General features: G+C 51.1%; 15 protein-coding genes. 10 read left to right on the forward strand and 5 right to left on the reverse strand.

What is annotated here, in order from left to right; all coding sequences use genetic code 11:
* Window positions 1–671, forward strand: a 671-nt coding sequence (locus B9Q17_RS16300) for a metallophosphoesterase (protein WP_094626007.1), incomplete at its 5' end; no start/stop codon positions are given.
* Window positions 672–788: 117 nt separating this feature from the next.
* Here the strand turns inward: B9Q17_RS16300 and B9Q17_RS16305 are convergent.
* Genes B9Q17_RS16305 through B9Q17_RS16320 form a run of 4 tightly spaced genes read right to left on the reverse strand, consistent with a single transcriptional unit; the run spans window position 789 to window position 2,621 of the window.
* Complete coding sequence (locus B9Q17_RS16305) at window positions 789–1,019, reverse strand: hypothetical protein (protein WP_228285741.1); 231 nt, start codon at window positions 1,017–1,019, stop codon at window positions 789–791.
* Between the two features lie 29 nt (window positions 1,020–1,048).
* Entirely contained in the window at window positions 1,049–1,357 is a 309-nt protein-coding gene (locus B9Q17_RS18115; RefSeq protein ID WP_154707658.1) for a DUF551 domain-containing protein, read from the reverse strand.
* A 29-nt stretch (window positions 1,358–1,386) separates the two neighbouring features.
* Entirely contained in the window at window positions 1,387–2,019 is a 633-nt protein-coding gene (locus B9Q17_RS16315) for a metallophosphatase domain-containing protein (RefSeq protein ID WP_094626009.1), read from the reverse strand.
* Entirely contained in the window at window positions 2,016–2,621 is a 606-nt protein-coding gene (locus B9Q17_RS16320) for a 3'-5' exonuclease (protein ID WP_094626010.1), read from the reverse strand. The genes B9Q17_RS16315 and B9Q17_RS16320 overlap by 4 nt, the downstream gene beginning before the upstream one ends.
* Before the next feature lie 651 nt (window positions 2,622–3,272).
* On the opposite strand from B9Q17_RS16320, the gene B9Q17_RS16325 reads away from it, so the two are divergent.
* Window positions 3,273–4,136, forward strand: a complete 864-nt coding sequence (locus B9Q17_RS16325; protein WP_094626011.1) for a hypothetical protein — start codon at window positions 3,273–3,275, stop codon at window positions 4,134–4,136.
* A 42-nt stretch (window positions 4,137–4,178) separates the two neighbouring features.
* On the opposite strand, the gene B9Q17_RS16330 is transcribed toward B9Q17_RS16325, so the two are convergent.
* Window positions 4,179–9,629, reverse strand: coding sequence for a site-specific integrase (locus tag B9Q17_RS16330; RefSeq protein ID WP_094626012.1), 5,451 nt, complete (start codon window positions 9,627–9,629; stop codon window positions 4,179–4,181).
* Window positions 9,630–10,362: 733 nt separating this feature from the next.
* Here B9Q17_RS16330 and B9Q17_RS16335 point away from each other — a divergent pair.
* The 8 genes from B9Q17_RS16335 to B9Q17_RS16370 form a co-directional block, all read left to right on the forward strand.
* Entirely contained in the window at window positions 10,363–13,185 is a 2,823-nt protein-coding gene (locus B9Q17_RS16335) for a bifunctional glycoside hydrolase/polysaccharide deacetylase family protein (RefSeq protein ID WP_244177417.1), read from the forward strand.
* Window positions 13,176–16,253, forward strand: coding sequence for a tetratricopeptide repeat protein (locus B9Q17_RS16340; protein WP_094626014.1), 3,078 nt, complete (start codon window positions 13,176–13,178; stop codon window positions 16,251–16,253). The genes B9Q17_RS16335 and B9Q17_RS16340 overlap by 10 nt, the downstream gene beginning before the upstream one ends.
* An 11-nt stretch (window positions 16,254–16,264) precedes the next feature.
* Window positions 16,265–16,792, forward strand: coding sequence for a hypothetical protein (locus B9Q17_RS16345; protein WP_094626019.1), 528 nt, complete (start codon window positions 16,265–16,267; stop codon window positions 16,790–16,792).
* Window positions 16,793–16,797: 5 nt separating this feature from the next.
* Window positions 16,798–18,129, forward strand: a complete 1,332-nt coding sequence (locus B9Q17_RS16350) for a PelD GGDEF domain-containing protein (RefSeq protein ID WP_094626015.1) — start codon at window positions 16,798–16,800, stop codon at window positions 18,127–18,129.
* Window positions 18,122–19,114, forward strand: coding sequence for a HEAT repeat domain-containing protein (locus tag B9Q17_RS16355; RefSeq protein ID WP_094626016.1), 993 nt, complete (start codon window positions 18,122–18,124; stop codon window positions 19,112–19,114). The genes B9Q17_RS16350 and B9Q17_RS16355 overlap by 8 nt, the downstream gene beginning before the upstream one ends.
* Window positions 19,111–20,649: a GT4 family glycosyltransferase PelF gene (gene pelF / locus B9Q17_RS16360; protein WP_094626017.1), complete on the forward strand. Its 1,539-nt coding sequence runs from the start codon at window positions 19,111–19,113 to the stop codon at window positions 20,647–20,649. The genes B9Q17_RS16355 and pelF overlap by 4 nt, the downstream gene beginning before the upstream one ends.
* Window positions 20,649–22,025, forward strand: a complete 1,377-nt coding sequence (gene pelG, locus B9Q17_RS16365) for an exopolysaccharide Pel transporter PelG (RefSeq protein ID WP_094626018.1) — start codon at window positions 20,649–20,651, stop codon at window positions 22,023–22,025. The genes pelF and pelG overlap by 1 nt, the downstream gene beginning before the upstream one ends.
* Before the next feature lie 164 nt (window positions 22,026–22,189).
* The coding region (locus tag B9Q17_RS16370; protein ID WP_094626020.1) for an IS630 family transposase at window positions 22,190–23,204 on the forward strand (1,015 nt) is incomplete at its 3' end.

Genomic DNA, 23,204 nt, shown 5'->3' on the forward strand with positions numbered 1-23,204 from the left:
CGGCCAATCCGGTCGGGGTGGACTGGGTTTGTGGTGACCTGCATGGCGAGTTCGAGGCTCTTCAGGCCGCGTTATCGAATGCTGAATTCGACACGTCCGTTGATCGTCTGTTTCTGTTGGGAGACACAATTGATCGCGGCCCAGAGTCCCGGCTTCTTCTGGAGTGGGTTCTAGGTACCGACTGGGTATACAGCGTGATGGGTAACCATGAGCTCATGTTTATCGCCGGCGCTGAGGATAACCGAAACCGTTACAAGCACCGGGGAATGGGCGGTCACTGGACTGCGGGCCTGGATGAAACCTCTTACAAAAATCTGGCAATTCAGTGTCGTTACCAGCTGCCGCTCACCATGACGCTCGAGTGCGATAACGGACAACTCGGGCTGGTACATGCTCAAAGCCCTTTCGATGATTGGCGAACCGTTCAGGAGACACCCTTTTCAGAGCGCTTTGCCATCGAATGCACGTGGCCCTGGAACCGCGCGCAGGGTGCGGATCAACACATTTCAGGTATCACGGCCGTGGTATCGGGCCACATCGGAACCGCCGAGGTCATTCTGAGGGGAAATCAGGTTTGGATCGATATTCTGGCGAAAACGGGTCAGGTGCCGTTGATGCCGGCTCGTCAGGTGCTGGATCGAGTGGCGGCACATCCATCTGATCACCAATAGCAATCCGTTCCAGGCCAACCGGCGGAGCTTGATCCCACTCTCGGAGCGTCTCTGGCACGGGCGCGTCGGGGTTACACTGGGCCACCAGTTCAGTCAAGCTGTAAGACTTTCTATTCTTCATAGCATTACCTTCGGTGGCCTCTGCGCCTCCCGGATCACCGCGGCCTGCCGAACTCCGGTTTCTGGGTTGGAGAACCTGTCTGGCGCCTGGTATTCGCCATCCCACTCCTGAGCATGCCGGTAGCGAACAACCTCTTCGGGGGTGAGCTCGACAATTTCATCAAAGCCGGTTTCGTAGCTCTCAACCAGCACCGGTGTTTCCGGTGGTGGCTTTTGTAGCTGTGCCATTAGTTCTTCTGCGGTCACGTTAGATGCCCTCAGAGCATGAAATATTCGTCGTCATCTAGATTCACGTGCACACCCTTTTCATTCACCCGCTCCTTGCACAGGTCAACGAGTGCGTGGTCATCAATTGATGTTGCAAGCCATTCAGGCAATTCGCCCTTATCCGGCATAGGCATCCACGCAGCAACGGTGGCCCCTTCAGGGATATTGACCCATTGCCGACCCACAGCATAGGCATCAGTGATACCGCTGTTTCCACGACCAGACCAGTATCCCAAGTACAAGACGATCACGACCTCCCTGTCTTCAGGCATTTGATCCTTGGGATTAATCCACGACATGTGCCCCTCCTCAATCAAAATTGGCCGATTTATATCTCCACTACAATCGGCGCGTTCCTCGGCTCATAACGTGCGGTGCAGATACTGGCGTTAATCAACTTCATTTTTTCACGTTGATACTGTCCGTAGCCCTCGTGGATATGACCAAAAATGTGCGCTTTAAGTGAGAGTTGCTGGATTCGGTCAAGCAAGTCCATGCAGCCAACATTCTGGCATTTGAATCCGAGGTTTGCCTCATCACCAATGCCTTTCGGTGGTCCGTGGGTGATCAGCACATCGGTATTGTCCGGAATGAGCTGCCATTTCTGGTGCAACTGCTGGCCACGCTCCAGCATAAATGCCCAATCCATAAAGGTGGGTGTCCAGGGTGAACCCCAGAACCGAACCCCCTCAATCTCCGCGCCGCTGTCTTCCAGGTAATTGGCGTTCGTCAGTGCCTGCCGTGCTAATTCCGGCGTTTCCTGGAAAGCCCAGTCGTGGTTGCCGGCAATTACAATTTTGTGCCGGTGCGGCAGCGTTCCGAGCCACTCATTGAGCTCTTCGATATTTTCCAGCGTGCCCTGGCCCAGGCAGTCACCGGCATGAATCAACACATCGCCATCTGGAACATTCAGTATGCGATGGTGCAGACTGTGGGTGTCGGAAATACAGACCAGTTTCATACCGCCCTCTCCGGTAATGTCAGTAACTCGGACTCTAGTGACCATTTCATAAAAGACAGCAGCCTGGTGATGTTTCGGGCATCATCCACGCCCCGATGCTGGCTGCCCTCAAAGGCGAGATCGTGAAAAACCAAAGCGCTGGCTAGACCGTTCCTTTTTTTCTGGCCGGTGGTGCGGCGCCAGATACGTTTCAGGTTCAGATGAGGGCGGGCTAGGATAGCTGGCTGCGCCCCGTCCAGCAGGCTTTGGGCTTCCAGATGCAATCTGTCGTAGTTGCCCCAGCTGCACCAGATTAAATCGTCCGGCAGATCACCCAGCCAGGCATTCATAGCCTGAACAGCCCCCGGGAACGCCGGCGCTTCGTCCACCATCTCCTGGGTGATCCCGGTCAACTCAGTGCAAAAGCTGCTTAGTGCAGGATTCCGGATTGGCCTGACCAGAAACGATCCGGTATCCAGCAGCTTCCCTTGTCGAGTCGCAAGAGCACAACCGAGTTCGATGATCTCCATGTTGTGGATACCTTGTCCCTCGCCGTCAGGGGTTTTCTGGTCTTCCCAGCAGGTTGCCTCGAGGTCGACTACAAGGATCGATTTGTCACGCATTTGTCTTGTCCGGGTACTCGGTTTGGAATCTTAAAAGCGGATGTACCGATTTTAGGGGGTGGTTACAAAAGCGCTTCTCCGCTGATGTTTTTAGTAATGAGTATATCGCATTGCTAAGGGCTCTCAATTTTGTGTCGTCATCACACAAATGAAGCTGGCGGACCACGACCGCAACTGCAAGGATGAGTAAACGTTGGTTGGTGGCCTCGTGTGTTACCGCCCTAGAAAACTATGCTCAGTAAACAACCCACTTCCAGTGTAAGTACCGCCATCGACAACAAAGTCCTTAAAAACCACCATCGTTTGGCGCACATGAATTTTTCCTTTCTGAAACACTAGACCTGCGAGCCGGGTTGGTCGCTCACCCTGCGTGAAGCAGAAGTCATTCCTTGAAATTCTGGAACTGTGAAGTGCTAATTCATGTTGAAGTGGCCCGAAAAGACAGCTGGCAACGAGATTTGTCGCGTAAATGACCCGACTTGCAGCGCGTTCAGAGGTGAACCCACATTTCGCGATCAAACCGTGGTAAAACGTAAGTGTTCGCTTTGTGATCAGTCTCAGCCCGGTCGCTAGCAAACGTTTGCACCGACACCTAGGCTTTTCATCGCCCCATGACAGGGGTGAGCTTTGAGATATGTGAGGAGAAGTCGTATGACTCAAGCTGTACCTCTAAAGAAGAATCCCACCCCAATGGAGACCGTTGAACAAGTCTTTGCGGTCATTCGAACAGGAGCCCATTCTATTGTTACTCGTCAAGGCAAGTTGGTAAAACTCGATCGAGGCAGCATTTCCAATGCATCTCAGGAGCTTCTGGAGAGGTTTTTGACGGCTACGCTTAACGGTTTAATAGAACGAAGAGAGCACATGAAAGAAAGTGTTCTCACCTCAAGTTTTTACCTAGATCCGACAGGCTCTCGAGGTTACACGGCGTTTACGGTGCTACAGCTAAATGGGGGCGGCATAACCTCAGAAGAGATCGAGTATTTTAGGGCCGCCGTTGCCATTCTCTCGTCGGAAGTTATTGGCCAACCGTCCTTATTTGCGGCAACGCAGAAGCTCGCCAGCTTGGATCGCGAAGACGAGGACTATTTGCGAGATGAAGCATTAAAGTTCCTTCAAAAATTTGGAGGACAGAAGATCAAGAAAACGGTGTTCATCCATTTAGGGTTTGACGATCGTGAGGGGCAGGCCATTAAAGATTCACTGCCTTCGATTGAGGCGACCGAGGTCGTGAATGAAGTAGAGGAGGGCTTTGCAAAGCCGGACGGCTACTCCATTTCCGGGAACGAAATCTATCTCCTGAGAGTGAAAGGGCACAGCGTCGAGACGCGACCGGTAAAGCTTCAAGGCATTCATCAAAGCCACTTCGATACGGCGGCAAAGGCATCACTAGAACGCTCTACAGTGAAGTATACGGCCCGACGTTTGAAACAGGGCGCGAGCAAAAAGGAAGTACTGAGCCTCGTCTCTCTCGATATCATTGAGCCGAGCCCCGAGGACTTTTCTCTGACGTGAATGGAGTTTCACCAGAGGGGCATTTTAGTCTTCGTGCGTCGTTTACCCGAGAGAACAGTATGACGCAGCAACAATGAGCAGCGCGATCACAAGTTCATTGCGACGGTGAATGCAGCCCGAAAATCCCTTGTTGAAGATGAGGCCCCCGTATTCTTGTTCTTTTGCCTCTGACTCATGGTCTTGCTTGTTGAAGGTATCTAGTTGCGGTTTCGCACCGGTGCCGGTCCCGACGATGGGTGACACCTTAAAGCCGTGTTTCAAAAGTCGCTTTTTAACGTCAGGATCATTGTACCGAGCATAGACGTTGTAGCTTGCTTCGGGAACTTTAAACAGGTCCAAGACTAATCGGATCAGCGACCGATCCTCTTCACTATTCATTAATAGATGCCCATTGCGACCTATTAGCGACGGCACGCCGTTAACGGGTGGAAGTGAGGACGACAGATCGAGCTCTTCATAGGGCGGGAATTCGGCGGCCTGACCAATGATTCGCACCCAAGCGTCAGGTGAAACTTTTGTTAAGAGAAGGTTCGGATACTCTGTACCGTAGACTTGAACCGGTTTGTTCTTCTTGAAGTCGTGAATTTTGAACCGATGCTTGTTGTTTACCTGATTGGCTAGCCAATCCATGTCTTTTAGGGAGTCAGGGTATAACTGCAAAGCGGCTTCGGTGTGATCGTAAAAATGACCAAGGGCTTTGAGGCGCAAGGCCTGAGCGATCGTGCGGGGCGAAGGGCGTGAGGTTGGGAGCAGTGTGTGGGCGATCTCACTGTGGTCCGATGACTTCTGGGTGACCCAGTCTCGGGTCTGTACGGCATTCGGTATTGTGCGAGTTCGACGGTTGCTGACTGGGGTTAAAGCCTCCGCCCACTCGCTTACCATACGGTTGTACGACTTAAAGCCCGTACGAGGGGTTGCATGTCCCATAGCTCTTGCTAAAGCCATGGCCGAGCGCCTTGTCGAAGAAACACCGTTCCCGAGTAGAATTTGGCTTATCTTGGCGTGATTCAGGTGACCGGAAAGTTTTTTGGTTAATGGCGTTTCGAAATCAAACAACGCTAGGGCTAGTAAGTTGCAGAAGCTATGTCTGGCGTGGTGAAGCGTCATCAACGGATTGCCCGTAACCTGTTTAAGGACTTGTGAAATGGCGTTGGGCATGTGGTGCCTGGCAAACGGGCTGATAGCGAGTTCGCCTTTATCGATGGTGCACAGAATGGGCGCCTTCGGCGTATGGCTGGCCAAACTGTCGTAACGGTTAAAAACGAATTGTATCGTTGACTTCTCTTGGTCGGATAAAGGGAACATTAACGGCACAGCACGCCGGCTGCTTGGTCGTTTTAAGCCCCGGTATGGATTGTTTCTGATAAGAACCCACGTAAGATCCCCGGATTCACACCAATCCGTTCGTTGTAACCCAATGGCTTCTTGGGCTCTCAAGCCAAAGCGGTACGCTAAAATGAGAATGAACGCGGTCAATTGTGCATGGTCTGGTAAGGAAACTGAGCTACTGAGTATCGCGTGAAGACACGTCTGATACTCCGATTCAGAGAACAGCCCGGGCCGAACAGAGCGCCTTTGGCTGCCGAAGTCGAGTTCTTCCCATATGGGCTCCGCTACGTTTTGGCTTTTAGCTGCCCACCGAAAAAACTCTTGAAGGCGAGCCCCGAAATAGTCTAACTCTTCCAGATTGCTCCGTTTTAGGGTGATCATTTCACTGCACAAGGCGGTGATGTCTTCCTCGTCAAGAGCCGTCAAATCCAAGTGATAAGCCAGCCCTTGGAAAGCTTCACGTAGAGCGCCAAAGTATCTCGCGGGCGTCGTGATTGCGTAGGGTTTGAAGTGGGCGCCTCGTCGGCCTTTCCCACGCTGGATACGGTCTGCCAGCCAGTAACCAATCAACGTAATAGCGGACGTCACTTTGTTTGTATGGTCAGAGGTGAAGGTTCTAATGTCGTTGGCAACCTCGCGGGCGGTCGCTTTGGTGTAGGTTGCTTTGGTGTCTGTCGTCAGTCGGGAGCGTATTCCTTCGAAAAAGACTTGAGTGTTTGCGTACAACTGTTTGTTGTCGGAAGCGTCTAGTTTGAGGGGGTAACGAGCGCTAGCGGCGGAGGCGGTTTCTATCGAGGGAGGCTCCGGAGGGTGGTAGAGAATATCATCATGGAGCCGAAAATAGTCGGCCAAGCTACAACTGGTGGGTGGTTGCCGACCGCTAAGGGCGGCCGAAACGATGCCTGGCATCAGGATAAGGTTCGCTTGATTAATGAGGGTGATGAGTTGTTCAAGCAGCCATTGGTTTGTTAGGGCGGGTGCGTTTGATAGTGACGTGTTGGTGTGCGTTTGGATGACCTCCGACAGAGTTTGAAGGTGTTTTGAGGATATCGGCTTTGTCAGGTCGATAATGGACTTAATGCCTTTGCCAAATTGCAATAGCGACGCTGTTTTGTAATCAACTTCATGCCGTTGAACCGGTTGGGTGTAGCTTTCTTCGTCCAGGTCTTCGTTGTATTCAAAATAGAGCTTTTTCTTATTCTGGACTAAGCGGTAATGGATGCCGCGGGTCACATCGTCAATCAAGTCTGAGTAGCCGAGGCGCTTGTCGATGATGAGGAGCGCAGCTGCAACCAATAAAGCTTCCGATTTTGAAACGTTTGCTTTATCCGTGGCACTTCTTGCCGTCTTTGCCCAGCCTTGGAGTTTGGGCAGTATTGTTAACGCCACTGGGCTTTGATCCGTCAGCAGTGACTGCTCAGTATCGATGGTCACTAATCGGCGCCGGATGGGTTTAGCACTTTCATCCTCTAGCGCATCTAAACGCTCCATCATCACCGCGTAGCGAATTGCAGCTTGTGGGTGCGGCAAACCGTTCTCCCGCATCAGCATTAAATGACTCATTGCTTGAGTTTGATCATCATCAAGCTCTTCGAGCGTTTTAGAGCCCAAGAAAAGATCCAGGTCGCTGTCAGCGAGGTCTTTGGCTTTTTTAAGCGAGGCTATGCGGTTTTGTCTTCTTTTTTTGACACCAAATAATCTCGATTCTTGGGCGATGGGCTTTATTAACGTGGTGGGTTCTCCAATGGAGGGGAGTTGGCCTAGAGTGCGCGGTACCTGAAAAACCAGACGCTCAAATACGTCATTTAACGTTTGGGAGTACGCTTGATAATCGTCGATCCAGCAACGAACTGACAGATCGCTGTAAGTGGCAACGCCGCGTTCTGCATGCCCCATCCAACCATCAATGACTTCTGTGTCTACGCCGCTTCGCGCTAGCTGTTGTGCATATCGATGGCGGAATAGGTTTGAGGGCAGGGGCCAGTTGAACCATTCGGTGTCCGGGATGCTGCGGTCTGATAGGGAGCGCCAATGGATCGCTTCATCCAAGAGGAAGAATAAAGGGAGCTTGGCTGATGGTTGCTTCCGTAACTGAGAAATTTCTTCGGCTAGGTCGGAACGAACTGGCTCGATGACCTTGGCCAATTCGCCTAAATGGGTCTTGTACATCTCAACAAGGTTCCACGCTCCCAGAGGGAGGGGGACGAGGCGTCCGTTGTGGAGGCCGTCGTCCGCTTTGTCGTTGATGAAAACAGACGGTGGTTCCGAACAGAAGTGAGTGATCGATTCGAACGGGTCGGACAGATGACGGCAACCGGTTGCAGCATAAAGTGCCATAACGCAATAGCGTGCCAAGGCATTGTGGTAGCTAAGAGGGCTGTCCCATTGGGTATCGTTTAGGGCTTGAGTGGCTTGAGATATTTGATCAATAAGCAACGATTCTAATGGAGCTAGCAGGCTCCCGAGTACGTTGACTCTTGAGTCCCCCGCTTTATCGCTGCCACTTAATTCAAGGTTGAAACCGTTCTCGACGGCCTTAATGTCCCAGTTTGCGTACCCGCAGGCAGCAGGGAGTGCCGCTCTAGGGTGAGCAGCACTGAGTCGTGCAAACGAATGGTCGGATGTGAGATTGAAGACTTGTTGGGGGTGAGCGTTGGCAAGTTTTGCGCTCGTTAGTCTTGGGAAGTGGTCTTTGGCGTGTCGGTTGAACCAGGTTTCTGGAGTTTCGCCAGAGAGCTGAAACCATAGATTGTAAAGGGAGTGATTACTGTTGACTGCGGACTCGAAGGCGCCATTGAGCGCTTGCTGAACAACGCCGGGTATTTTGAGCGACAAAGATGACTCAAACGGCTCAATGCATTGAATCGCATTCTGGTCGGGAACCCAAGAATGATGCCTTTTGGGTGAGTGGCGATGAGCGACTGAAAAATCGGGCATCAAAGCCCATTCATTTTGTGTGGTAGAAGAAATCGCAAGTTCCAGTGTAAAGGGTAACGAGCGCGAGAGTCGGGTGGCCAACCAAACAACGGCCGCTCCTAAGCGGTCAAGCTGGTTGTTTGATGTGAGTAGTTGGTTTATCCATGCATTCAGAGATTGCAGTTCGGGCGGTAGTGGCTTATCCCAGCTCCAGGGTAAGTAGTGAGACAGCTCCGTTGTCTGAAGCAAGATGCTCTGGCCAGTGAGCCGCTGCCGTTCAGGTGGGTCGTCGGCATTGACTGTGTAGAGAAGGGCTTCTTCAGAGTTTTCGTCAGATTCGTCATTGGGCGCGTCAAGCAGATCCAGTGATTGGAATTGGTAGTCACTCAGTTGTTGCGTTTCGGGGAGTTGGTTGCGAGAGAATATGGCCAAGGGTGCGTGGAAGAAAGGCTGCGCCACATTTTCTAATTCATTGGGCTCGCAATTGCCTTCACAGATTAAAACGAGGGAGTTTAAAAACCGTTGGGCGCTGGCGTCTTGAGACTGGACGAACAACTCATTGGCGGCGTTTCTGAGGGCTAGAGTGAATCGATCAAAGGTGAACGGTTGCAGAGCAACATGGCGCTTGGCACGTTCAAGTGTTTTATCGATGATAAGCCAATTGTTGTGGTGTGTGTTTTGGGTCAAAAAGCTGGCGACTTTCTGGATGCGTTTGTCGCTCAGGCAGCGTCTGTTGGCTGCGTGATCCAGCGCTTGCACTATGAGCCAAATGCGTAAGGCTCGCCTAAGAGCGTATTGCTCTTCGGTATTCGCGATAGCGAGTGGGTTAACGATTAGGCAGAGTAAGAAGTGTCTTTTCTCAATACTGGCACCCAAGTCACGCAGCTTTTTCTTTGTCTGATCGGAGTTTCCTGCGTGGGGTAGTGCGGGGAACTCGATAGCGATATCTGAGGAGTCAGTGAAGGCTTGGCGAAGATCTGAAAGGAGCGCAACGAGGGGGTTGTTGGACCAGGCAGCAAGAATCTCTAAGGATTCTGGGTGGGACAGCTCTTGGTTTAGGTTGCCGATAACTGTAAAGTGCTTGCTGAATCCGAAGGTCAAGGCGGTAAGCTCGAATACCTCCGATAGTTGAGCATCCTTGGCCCAGGTATGAAGAGTGTCGTATTGTGGGGTTGGTTGCCTTACGGTCGTATTGTCGGTGGCTTGGGGTTCAACGCTGTGCCAATCTTGAGTGCCATTAATAGTCATTAATCGGTGTCTCGCGCATCTACCAATGTTCTTGAAACTATAGATAACTGCACGATTTATGGCAAAAAAGCACAATTTAGAACAAAATATATGTTCCTATGAGCGTCCTCCTCATAACCGTCGTAGGTTCGAATCCTGCCCCCGCTACCATAAAAAAGAAAGGCAGATCAGTTACTTACTGGTCTGCCTTTTTTGCGTCTGGGACCGCCAAACTTCCCCGTGACGAATATGTGACATATCTGTGCTAGGGCTTGTGACGGTTCTATCTGTGGTCAGGTGGAAAACGGCCGTCAGTCAGTTTTTGTTCTTCCTGTGAGAGTGGTCGTCTACGCCGCAAGCCTGAGTGCGTTCTTGAAGTTCCCTTCTAGCCTAATCTGCCACATTATTATTGCGACACCGATACTGCATTCGGGGCTGAGTGGGCTTCATGCAAGAGCCCGGCGCAAAGGTTGTCCGACCAAAGCTACTGGCCGGTATAGTGACGCAACCAGATGGTATGATGCCGGGATTAGTGACTGCTGTTTTTTGCGTTTTTTTCTAGCTGTAGGGGCAATGCCTGACGCAACGACGGGCTGACCAAACTCAGACATTTTTATGCTCGTTTCAGTCAGGCGTCCGTCTCATACTGCAATAACTAAAACAATCGTTAGGCAAATAACCGAACCGGATCGTAAATTGGACGTAATATTCGAGGCAGCCAGTTGTTCTTTAGTGAATGTTGTTGGTAGGTGGCATGGAAATTGGCGCAACTGCGCAGTTTAAAGGAAATCGACAGGAGTATCGGATGTTCTGGCCGTTAGTGTCATCTTTTCGTTTTTTGCGGACGTTCATCGCTATACTTTGCTTTTCGTCACTTTCTGCCTGGGCTGAATCGCCTGAGAACGTGGGTTTTTACTACGGTGATGAAGCGCCCATCAGTACATTGTACGGATACGATTGGCTGGTGCTTCAGCCAGACATGGTGGCTGAGGCCCGCATTGATCTTCTCGGAAAAGGTGGAATAAAGCCACTAGCTTACGTAGCCATTGATGAAATTGCCCGCTCGCATCAACTCTATCTGAATATACGTGAAGATTGGGTCCTTGGTGAGAATCCCGCATGGGATAGTGTCATTCTGGATATAACCAACCAGGATGTGCAGGAATTCATTCTTGATAAACTAATCTTTGCAGCGGTCAGTCGAGGTTTTCAGGGAGTGTTTCTCGATACTCTTGATAGCCATCGTCTCACTGAACGAGGACGGTCTCGAACCGCCGAGTTCATCAAAGCGCAGGCCTCAATTATCTCCGCGTTAAAAGCGCGCCACCCAGATACTATCGTTATTGCAAATCGCGGATTTCACCTGCCTGCTTCAACGAAGCAGCTAGTCGATGCGTTAGCGTTTGAGTCCTACTTTGCCGGATATGATGCCAATACTGATCGCTATCGGCCCGTTGCGGCCAAAGACCGGGCTTGGCTTGATGTGCAGATCGATGAATGGCTTGAGGCTTCTCCTGACACAGCCATCATAGCTATTGATTACACCGAAACCGGGTCCGAGGCAGTTGAGATATCACGAGAACTGAGGAAATTGGGGATGTTACCGGTTGTCACCGACCATTCTGTTACCAGGCTGCCCCCTACGGTACCCTCACGGGTGATAAATCAGATTCTGGTTCTTCACGACCTTCCGTCGTCTCAGACAGATCAAAGTCACGCGCACGCTCGACTAGGTGTAATTCTCGAGCAGTTAGGGTTCGTACCTAAGTATCTTTCTGCTCACAACCCGCTTCCTGATGAGTCCATTTCAGATAAATACGCAGGGATCGCAGTCTGGTGGCAAGCTGGACAACAAGGAAGTTCGCTTTGCCGGTGGCTGGAAGAGAAAATCGACGGAAAAGTTCCCGTTGTGCTCCTTGGGGCCGTGCCAAACTCTAGCAGCTGTCGCCGCGTGGTTGGCGCGGATAACTTCAGGCTTCCTCGAGGAAGCCTGAGAATTCAATTGCAGCAGCGGTCAGTTGGCAGGTTTGAAGGGACTCGCTTCCCCAAACAGGTGAATGTAGCGCTTCCAATTGCCAATGCCGTTAACGCATGGGTAACAGTCACGGATACCAAGGGTATGGGGTATGCTCCGATCTATACCTCTGATGCCGGGGGAGTTGCAATCACACCATTTCTATTTGAGCCAGGCCCCGACAATACTGCGTTATGGTTGTTCGATCCGGTGGCTTTCATGCGTGAGGCACTTCAGCCGAAGTTTCCGGTCGCTATCGATACCACAACCGAGTCCGGGCGACGAGTGTTGACCTCGCATATTGATGGGGATGGGTTTGTATCTCGCGCGGAGCAGTCACCGGCCAAGATCGCCGCGCAGGTAATACTTGAAGATATTCTTCAGGAATACCAGATTCCACATACCGTTTCGGTTATTGAAGCCGAGGTAAGTTCTGAAGGGATCTTCCCCGAGCACAGCAAAACGGCTTCGGATGTTGCACGACAAATTTTCAGTGAACCCAACATAGAAGTTGCTTCACATACGTTCAGTCATCCTTACTTTTGGCCGGTCATTGAGGGAGGGCCCGCCCCTGCTCCGGAAGATACTCTCTATGGCTATTCTTTGCCGGTGGAAGGCTACGAAATCAATCTGAAAAGGGAAATTCCTGACTCTGTTAAATTTGTAAATAGGCTGGCGCCAGTTACGAAACCAACACGGGTATTTCTTTGGAGCGGTGACGCAAGGCCTGGTCCGCAGGCTTTGTCGATGGTTCGAAAGCTGGGCCTTGTAAATGTAAATGGTGGCAACACTCGTCCTTTGCCGTACCACTCGCATCTGGCAGATGTCTGGCCGGATGGTCGCCCTGTGGGCGATGAGCTTCAGATATATGCCCCTGTAATGAATGAGAATGTCTACACAAATCTCTGGACCGGGCCTTTCTACGGGTATCGGCATGCAAAGGAAAGCTTCGCCTTGCTTGAAGAGCCATACCGGTTAAAACCTGCAGGAATCTACTACCACTTCTATTCGGGGACGAAGTTAGAAGCGCTCAAGGCGCTCAAAGAGGTATACGATGCCGCGTTAGCCGAGCCTAATACGCCGGTTCCTCTGAGCGCATACGCAGAGCGTGTTCAATCTCGATATTATTCCACCTTAACCGTTAACGAGGATGGGGCATATCGTTGGAAAGGGTATCAGCACCCAAGGTCTGTACTGATATCCCCTGAGCTATATCCAGACCTGAATCGAAGTATAGGTGTCAGCGGTTACACTGACCATGGGCGGCAGCGATTTGTTCATCTTGTTGGAGCCGATCACTTACTCTTTCTTTCGGCAGAGGCTGTCGACGGACCCTTCCTGAAAAGTGCGAACTCTTCCATTACTGACTGGGAGAGAACCGAGACCGGTGATGGAAAATGGAAAGTCAGGATGTCGATCAGTGGGCACGTTGCACCTGAACTCGAAGTTGGGGGCGTCAAGCGTTGTGCGGTAATCAGTAACCACAAGGTAGAGGTTGTTGGTGAGAACAAGTTCCGGCTATCCGCCCAGCGTCTGGAAGGGCTGGAGTTAGTTTGTCGTTGAAGGCTACGAATAAGCGTCCGTCGTTTTTCAGTGTGCCAGCCCTGACATTACTGGCAGCACTTATAACGTTGGCGTTATATGTTCTGTATCCAAGAAGCTCGTTTTTCGAAAACCTCAGCAGCACCAGTAAACCGGATGCTCTTTCAATTGCATACTTGGAGGCTTTGATCGCTTCCGACCCAAATAACGCATCAATTCGCATGAGTTTGGCGCGAATGTATGCCGAGGTTGGCAAATTCGATACCGCCTGGAGCGTTCTTGAGCCCGTAAAATTTAGTGAGAAGTCGGACCTTTCGCATCTGGAGGCAAGGGCAACAGTGTTGTTGCGGGCGTTTACCGCAGAGAGCGAACCTGAACGCAAAGCTAAGCTCAGGCACCGTTTTTACGATGCCCTGACCATGCTGTCACAGCATGCAGAACGTCGAGATATCCCCAGCCCTTTGCTCGAAGATTTTTTCGCAGTGGCCGAACCGGACATCACCGCAGCACTTTTACCGCCGTTCCTGTCCGGGCGCTCTCTGCGGGAAGGGTTGCGTTTGCAACAGGTACTGGCGGGGGCTCAAGCTGCTTCGGGTAACCCCGGTGCGGCTGCTGAAACGCTTTCGGGAATCGTTAAGTTGTTGCCTGGGCCTGACAAATCTCGTATCCAAGAGTCCATGATCGAATTTTACCTCGGTGCGGGTCAGCCAGATAAAGCTTTGGATGCATTTATCGACGCGGAATTACCTGGTGAGGACCCAGTCAGTCTTCGCCGAGGTATTGAATTGGCGAGATATGCGGATAACACGCCCTTGGAAGCGAAATGGCTGGAAAGACTTTCGGAATCCTCCGCAGTGAATCTCTCGATTCTGCGCCGTTTGATTGATATGCAACTCGCGACTGGTGAGGTGATCAAGGCCAGCGTCACTGCGGAGAAAATGCTTGTTAGCAAGGAAACTCTGACGGATAAAGACGTCGTAAAAATTGCTCAGGTGTTCGATTGGAGTAGTAAGCCAGAAAAAGCCCTCGAAACCTGGTTGTTGGCTTATCAAATGAAGCCCAGTAAACGGGCGTTTCAAAGGACTGAAGCTCTTGCTGCCAGCTTAAGCCGGTGGGAAAGTCTGATTGAGTTAATTGAGCTTTCGATGCGCCACAGGCAACTCAGTCCCCCTGAGCACATCAAGCTAGCCGACTCCTATGTGCGATTGGGCGAGCTAGATAAAGCCACCCAAGTGCTTGGGCGAGGTTTAGTTCAGCACTCAGATAATGCAGAAATTCGAGACCAATTGGTGCAGTTGTATTTTGATGATCTCAGGTACGTTGAAGCAATTGAAGTTCTGACAAACGCCTCTGAGTTATCAGAGGTTTCTAGGTTAATGTTAGCCGACCTTTACTGGCGAACACGTCAACCGGAACAAGCTTTGGCCGTATTAGCACAAGAGGAGTTTTCCGGCGCCGCCCAGCAAAGCGCTGCATTAATGCGGCTCAATATAGCTGTTGCGTTAGCCGACTATGGCACTGTCCGGGGAGAGTATCGCAAGCTGGTAGGTGAGGATCCTTCACAGTTGAGCGACGACCTCTTGGAACGGCTGTTGAACCTGGCGTATGTGTTCGAAGAATACGATCAGGTGATTAGAATCGGAAAGATTTTGTTTGGTCGCAGCGGAGAAGCGGACTTTATAAGCTCTGTGGCCTCCGTTCAGGCGTCACTTCTCAAATGGCCAGAGCTTCGGGAAACGCTCAAGTTTTGGAGGAAAAGTACAGGCAATCCTGAATCTGATGTGTCGTTTTTGATAGCACTGGCAGCTTATTTTCAATCTGAGAGTCGACCCGATGATGCGCTCGATACTCTCCGAAGAGCTCTGCGTTTAAGCCCTGGTAGTGAAGACGCAATGGTCGCACTGGGGTGGTTAAAGCTGGGGTATCCGGAGTTGTCAGTGGAAGAGTTTCCCGCGATTCTGGAGCGACTTGCAGTAAACCCCAAACCAGACAGACTTAGCTTATTGATTGAGGCTTACTCGGTATTGGGTAATGACCGTGCAGTGCATCATTGGCGCAAATATCAGGCATTTGTTGATAGTGAGCGTAAGTACAGGACCCCCACCCTGGAAAGGGAGTTGGCAGGTACGGCGTTATCATCTGGTGGCTATCGAGCACCCAACACGCTCAAGGCGATGGAAGGTGGTTATGAATTTAATGATGTTGGCAGGATGACGGTTCAGTCCCGCGCACTCTCCGCAGTGTATGGCTGGGGGAGCTATAGCGTGCAAGGGGCATTTGCTGATCTTGGGGGCACTGGCGACACCTTGTTCGATCGCGAGCCTCGCAATGGCACTGAGTCCGAAGTTTCTATTTCGAAGTATGCAGCGAATTGGCTACTAGATATTGGGGTCGGTCATAGGGAGCGAATAGGTTCGCATGACCTATGGGGTAGGGTTTCCCTGGAACGACCATTAACAAAGCGTTGGAGTGTTGGGCTCAGCCATGAACTAGGAGGAAGAGCGTTGGATTCTGCTGAGTCATGGTGGCTTGCAGGTAAAAACCAGACATCCTTTTCGGTTCGCTATGCGCCCACGGCACGTGTGGCTGTTTCTGCCTCTTACGGTGATATTTCATACGATACGTATGCGCAATCATCTCTGGCGCAAGGCCATGAACTGAATGTACTGGCCAGCTACCAGGTTTGGTTTGGCCGCCCGAACTGGGTGCTTGAGGCTGGATACAGTAGTCAAAGACTGTCCGACCTGAATGAGTTGGATGGCAAGACGAGTGCGATGTTTGAGCAACCCATAGATACCAGCAACGTTGTTACGGAAGACTATCGACGCTTTGGCATTGGTAGCCGTTGGCAGAGGGGGCAGGCCTCTGGTCTCGATTCTCTGCAAGTTGGGACCAGCTGGTTTGTGGATACGAGGGCAGGGTACGTATTGTCATCCGATTCAGTGGCTTTCGGTGTCAGCGCCGGCATGGGAATCCCCCTTCTTGGCCGCGACAGGTTGTCAGTATCGGGCGGGTGGCAATCCGACACGCTCGATGGCAGCGCGAGCGCGAGTGTTCAGGCGACGTATACACTTTATTTTTCTGATTGAGCGAGGATTTCATGGTTAACAAGGTTGTTATTGTCCTTAGTGTTCTGCTCCTGGTTACAGGCTGCTCCACTCTGATCTCTGAAAAAGGAAATCAACGGCTTGATATTTCAAATAGGTATGCAGTAGTCCCTTTGATAAATCTTTCGGAAACCCCTCAGGCGGGGGATCAGGCCGCTAGCATTGTTACGGCCATTCTCCGTGCTGAGGGCGTAAAAGATGTCACGTTGTATCTGCCGGAGGATGACAATCCGCTGATGTATGAAAGTCAGGCGCGTCAGGCGGAGGCCGTCACGAGCGCCAGGGCCGAGGGTATGGAAACATTTGTTGCGGGTACGGTTGAGGAGTGGCGCTATAAAGCCGGATTCGACAGTGAGCCGGCAGTCGGAGTGACGTTAATGGTGATAGATACTAAAGGTCAGATTTTGTGGTCCGGGACTGCTGCGCGAACTGGCTGGTCCCGGGAGGCAGTTGGCACTGTTGCGCGTGAAGTGCTTCAAGATTTGGTGCAGGCAATGCCTTTGGTTAGCCTCGAGCAGTGAAGTCTATGTCTTCAGAGCTATCTGAACGCGCGGAGGAATCATCAACGCAAGTCTCCAGTTGGTTTAAATGGTCAGAAACTGCGTTGATCACACTTGCCACCATAAGTTTCGGCTACTGGACTCGCCCGGAAGATCCGTTCTATCTAAATGAACCGATTCCTTGGCTGATTATTGCTCCGTTGCTGACTGGGCTGAGGTACGGCTTTTTCGCAGCGCTCCTGGCTAGTGTTTTCGTATTACTTGCCGCTGCCAAAGAGCTTGGCACAAACGACTTGTATGAGTTCCCTTGGAGTTGGGCCGCTGGAATCCTGTCTTTGAGTCTGCTTGCTGGCGAATTCAGGGACTATTGGGGGCGCAAGCTCGACCGGGCGCAGGCCGTAGCCAACTACAAAGGCCGCCGACTGGATGAATTTACTCGATATTTCTATTTATTGAAGGTATCTCATGACAGGCTAGAGCAACAACTAGCGGGAAGCTCCGGAAGTCTCCGGGAATCTTTGCGAAGACTGTATGGTGAACTCTCATTTGCTGGTGCCGGTGAGCTTAACGATGAATCCGCAGGTCTCATGCTGGGCTTGCTCGCACGTTACGGGCAATTGCAGACAGCTGCCATCTATGGCGTTGAAAAGGGAGAGTGTGGTAGCAAACCCCTAGCGTCTATAGGTGATTTTGGATCAGTTCAGGCTGACGACCCACTCATTCTGCACGCTTTGGAGCAATCCACGCTCGTGTCCGTACAAACGGAACTCCGCAACTATGCCGGCGACCTCAATACTGATCTGCTACTTGCCTTACCCTTAGCGGATTCCAGTGATGAAGTGGTTGCTGTTTGCCTAGTTAAAGCAATGCCATTTTTCTCTTTCCAGTCACGGGTGCTCCGCCTGCTGGCCATTTTGGCTGGCCATATGGCTGATGTGCTGACGCAAAATAGGGTGGTTGACTCAAAAGACGCCCCAGAACTACGGGCATTACTGTTTCAGGCAGAGAGAGCGGGCCACGATGCTTCTCGCTTCAATATGCCTGCGGTAGCTTTCGGGCTTGAAGTCGATAACCAAAACGCCACGCATTTTCTCGCCAGAATTGAGTATCTCCGCCGTGGGCTTGACTTATTTGCGTTCAATCAAGATGGGCAAAGTACTCGAATTGTTCTCTTGATGCCCCTGACGGATGAACTTGGACTGGCGGGATATATTGCACGCTTGGATGAAGATTTGACTCATCAGATCGGTGCGTCACTTCATGATTTGGCCAGAACAGAAACCCTTGTGATTGAGGATTCGGAAACATCGCTGAAATGGATTCGAAGTTTTTTGTCAAAGGGTCAGCGTGATGAGTAACTATTGGTTGATCCCATTTGGCCTGGCCGCAGAAGCTGGTGGTGTTTCTCTGTTGTTAACGTCATCTCAGACAATGGAGGCCGTTGCTACCTATGCCGTTCTGCACGCATTGGCCTGCAGCGCCTTTACGCTCGTGCTCCTTGTATTTATGCCTCAACGTTATCGTACGATGCGGTTTTTGCCAGGCCTTTTTTTGTTCTGTCTTCAGTTTGCCATCCCTGTTATCGGCAGTATCGGCGTATTTTCGGGCGTTTTGTTAGCGCTGTACCTTCCACGGTTAGAGCGTGATGTGCCCTGGCAAATTGTTGAAGCGCCGGAGCTACCCTACAAACCGCTGGATCTTGACTCGATGGTAACCTACACAGAGGGCGGCTTAAGACAAGTCCTTCGGGAAGCGAAAGACCCGGATAAAAGGCTGAAAGCACTGCTTGCGACGCGCCAGATGGCGGGTCCGGAGCCCGTAGATCTATTGCGCAGTGCGTTAAAGGATCCGGCTGATGACGTGCGGTTGCTCGCATACTCTATGCTCGAGCAGCGTGAAAAGTCACTGGTCTCAGAGGCTAGCGAATTGCAGGCTCAGTTAAAAAACAAAACCAGCGATAAGCACCAAGAGCGCGCCATGAGGCGGCTGGGTCAAATCTGGTGGGAAATGGTTTATCTGGGGCTTGCCCAAGGCGGGCTTCGACATTATTACCTTGAACAGGCTCGAGAAGTTCTTGTCACCCTCGTCGGCAAGTATGATCGACACCAAGACTGGCGTTTGTTAGGGCGTATTGAACTTGAAATGGACAATCCCGTTCAAGCTGGTGAGGCCTTTGAGGTTGCTTTGGAGAACGGATGCTCGCCGGAGTCTGTCTACCCTTACTTGGCTGAAGTCGCATTTCTGGCTCGGGACTTCAGTCGAGTGCGATATCTTCTCGCCCGGTGTCCACAAGGTAGATCGCACCCTTCGCTCGTACCTCTGTTCGATAGCTGGCTATCATGAAGTTTCTACAGAGCAAACGTCAACCTGTTGCCGATATATGCCTGCTTCTTGAAGGTACTTATCCGTTTATACGCGGTGGAGTGTCGTCATGGGTGCACCAGATTATCACCGGTTTGCCAGAGTTTACCTTCGCACTTGTGTTCATAGGGGGTGCGAGGAAGCACTATGGGCCGCGCCAGTATGAACTCCCGTCTAACGTTACGCACTTCGAATGCCATTACCTGATGGAGGGTAGTGAAAACCCGCGTCCGGCGGAGAAAAAGGGGAACGCGCGAGCATTTGATTCCCAGCGCAAGCTGCATGAAAGTTTCAAACAGGGCTTCAAGGTTGATCAGAACACAATTCGTAAAGTGTTCAATGACTTGGGTCGTCGTAGGGGGATCACGCAAGAAGACTTTCTGTACAGTAAGGAAAGCTGGAATATGATTGATGAGAGTTTTAAAAAATACTGTACGGAGCCGTCGTTCATTGATTATTTCTGGACAGTGCGAACGATGCATGCCCCTCTTTTTGTACTCGCACGCATTGTTGAAAACCTTCCACCAGTTCGGTCGTTACACTCAATTTCAACCGGGTACGCGGGCCTGTTGGGCGCGATGGCGAACGTAAGACACGGCATCCCGTTTGCCCTCACTGAACATGGAATTTATACAAAGGAACGTCGAATCGACTTATCCCAGGCGCAATGGATATCAGACCCTGAAGATCCCGTAAGTGACAACCTGAATGCGCAGCTAGGTTACATTCGACGGCTTTGGATAAGGTTTTTTGAAGTCATCGGAACAATGGCTTACCAGCAGGCTGATCCTATCGTGTCACTTTATCAAGGGAACCGATCCCGCCAGCTACATGACGGCGCAGATCCTGAAAAGACACTAGTTATCCCTAACGGAATAGATCCGGATCGGTTTCGAGAGGTAAGGCTTGCCCGGCCGGAGAAAACTCCAAAAGTACTAGGACTGGTTGGCCGGGTGGTGCCAATCAAAGACATCAAAACATTTGTTCGAGCCATACGAGCCGTGTGCGAGGTGATGCCGGAGGCTGAAGGATGGATAGTTGGTCCGGAAGATGAAGATCCGAAGTATGTTGATGAATGTCGGCAGCTCGTTACCAGCCTGGGCCTGGAGAACCGCGTGCGGTTTCTCGGGTTTCAGAATGTAAACGAAATTATGCCGCAACTGGGTTTGATGGTACTGACTTCAATCTCTGAGGCTTTGCCGCTGGTTATACTTGAGGCTAATGCCGCAGGACTTCCCTGTTTGGCCACAGATGTTGGGGCCTGCCGAGAACTGATTGAGGGGGCGGGAGAAGAGGACAGGCGGATAGGTCCTTCAGGTGCTGTTGTTCCTATTGCTGATCCGGATGCCACCGCGAAAGAGGCCCTACGATTACTTGGGGATTCGCAAGCGTGGAGGTCGGCGCAAAGGGCAGGCCTGGAGAGAGTACGGCGTTACTACACGTTAGATAGCATGTTTTCTCAGTATCGAGATATTTACCGCTCCTTGATCATAAGATCCGGAGAGGGAAACTGCTGATGGCCGGTATTGGATTCGAATTACGGAAACTACTTCGTAAAGATAGCTTTATCAATTTGCTGGGTGCCTACGGATTGGCCGGAGTCATTAGCTCCGGCCCCTGGGTGCTTTCTGTATTGGGCGTGATGCTGATTGGTGTTTTCAGCGTTTCATTATCAGCGACGCAGGGCGAGGTTGTTCAGTTTCTGGTGTCTGTTACCTATCTGATGGCGTTGTCCCTGATCGTTTCGGGGTTATTTCAGCACGTCTTCACCCGCTGGGTTGCGGACCGCCTTTATGAAGGCGCGCGCTCTTTAATCCTGCCAAACCTGATGGGGCTGCTCTGGGTCACTACCGGATTATCTTTTGTGCTGGCGTTAGCTGCAGCGGTTTGGTTAATGCCAGGAACCTCCACCGGCTATCGAATGATGATGCTGGCGAATTTTGTTGTGCTCTGTAATTTATGGCCGGTAACGATCTTTCTCTCCAGCATGAAGTCGTATCGTCGAATCGTGGTTATTTTCGCCATCGGGTACTTAATAGCTATTGTCGCCGCACTTCAACTGTGGCCGTTTGGGCTGGAAGGATTGCTATTTGGGCTCTTGTTGGGGCATGGATTCCTGTTCTTCGCCTTTTTTTATACGATTATTCGCCAGTATCCTAGTGATACCTTAATCAGATTCGACTTCTTTAATCGAGCCCAGGTATTTCCAGCACTGATATTCACGGGTCTCTTTTACAATGCTGCTGTATGGGCTGATAAGTTTATTTTTTGGTTTAGTCCCTCTACGTCGGAGTCAATTGTCGGAGAACTTCGCGCATCGGTAATTTATGATATTCCAATTTTTCTCGCCTATCTCTCGATAGTGCCGGGTATGGCTGTGTTTCTGGTCCGAATGGAGACGGATTTCGCTGAGGCATATGATCGTTTTTATAATGCGGTTCGGGACGGAGATACGCTTGAGCGAATCAATCGTTTTCGAGATGACATGGTTTTGGTTGCCCGAAACGGCATCTATGAGATCTTTAAAGTTCAGGGCTTGACGATCATTTTGATTTTCATGTGGGCGGGTGAAATTCTTGATGCACTAGGAATTTCTCGCCTTTACTTGCCGCTTTTGTATATCGACTCTGTTGCAGTCGGTATCCAGCTGATATTACTGGCCATACAAAATGTGCTGTTCTATCTTGACTCGCGCGGAATCAACCTGACGCTTTGTATTCTTTTCTTTGCAGGCAACATACTGTTTACATTTTTGTCTATACAGCTTGGTGCATCTTTCTATGGTTACGGCTTTGCTGCTGCAGTTCTAATTTCGGTCGTTGTAGGTTTGGCCTTGCTTTCCCGGAAGCTCAATCAGTTGGAGTATGAGACATTTATGTTGCAGGGGCGCTAGTGGGCATAGCTAAATCACCTTTTAGGAGTGGATTGAGTGGCCGTTGTAACAGGTCTGACCCGATATTAGGCCATGTTCGTTACTCTTACTAATGGGTTCGAAAGTAAGCGAACATCATTTATAATGTAGGCTCCGTTCGCCAAGCTTATCGGATATTTACACACATGCGCCACGATGACGGTCGTAAACTTGATCACAAAACATTAGAAGCCATTCGCGTTCGCGCCGTTCAACGGGTCATGGATGGCGAGAGTCCAGAAGTCGTCATCAAAGCGCTGGGGATGAGCCGAGCACGAATCTATGAATGGCTGGCTGCCTACCGCGAGGGTGGCTTTGACGCGCTCAAGGCCAAGCAGATTTCCGGTCGTCCCAAGAAACTGAGCGGTGCTCAGATCCGGGAGCTGTATATCTGGATAACGACCTTTACGCCGGACCAGTTGAAGTTTGATTTTGCCCTGTGGACTCGGGGCCGAGTGCGTGAGCTCATCCGGCAAAAGTTCAACGTCCGGTTAAGCGATGTCTCGGTCGGTCGTCTGCTTCGAAACCTGGGGCTGACGCCTCAGAAACCCCTGCATCGGGCCTACCAGCAAAAGCCAGAGGCCGTGAAACAATGGAAAGAAGAGACCTACCCGGAAATTCGCAAGGAAGCAAAAAAAGTCGGCGCCACCATCTATTTCGGCGATGAAGCCAGCATTCGGTCTGATTATCACAGTGGCACCACCTGGGCACCCAGGGGTGAAACTCCGATCATCCGTAATACGGGCAGTCGCTTCAGCATCAATCTGATCTCGGCCATCTCGCCTCGCGGCGAGCTTCGCTTTAAGACCATTCAGGGCAACATGAACACCGATGCGTTTCTTGGTTTCCTCAAGGCTCTGGTGCAAGACGTTGACAAGCCGGTTTTCCTGATCCTCGATAACCACCCGGTTCATCATGCTCGTCGGGTTCGAGACTATGTTGAGAGTCTCGACGGCAAGCTCAGGTTGTTCTTCCTGCCGCCGTACTCGCCGGAGCTGAATCCTGACGAGTCTGTTTGGGGCTATATCAAATACCATCACGTCGGTAAAAAGATCATTAACAGCAAAGAACAACTTCGGAGCACTGTTTACCGGCAGCTTCGACGTTTGCAAAAATTGCCACGACTATTGAAATCGTTTTTTGGCCATCCGGATTTGGCTT

Source organism: Marinobacter vinifirmus (assembly GCF_002258215.1).
GTDB lineage: Bacteria > Pseudomonadota > Gammaproteobacteria > Pseudomonadales > Oleiphilaceae > Marinobacter > Marinobacter vinifirmus.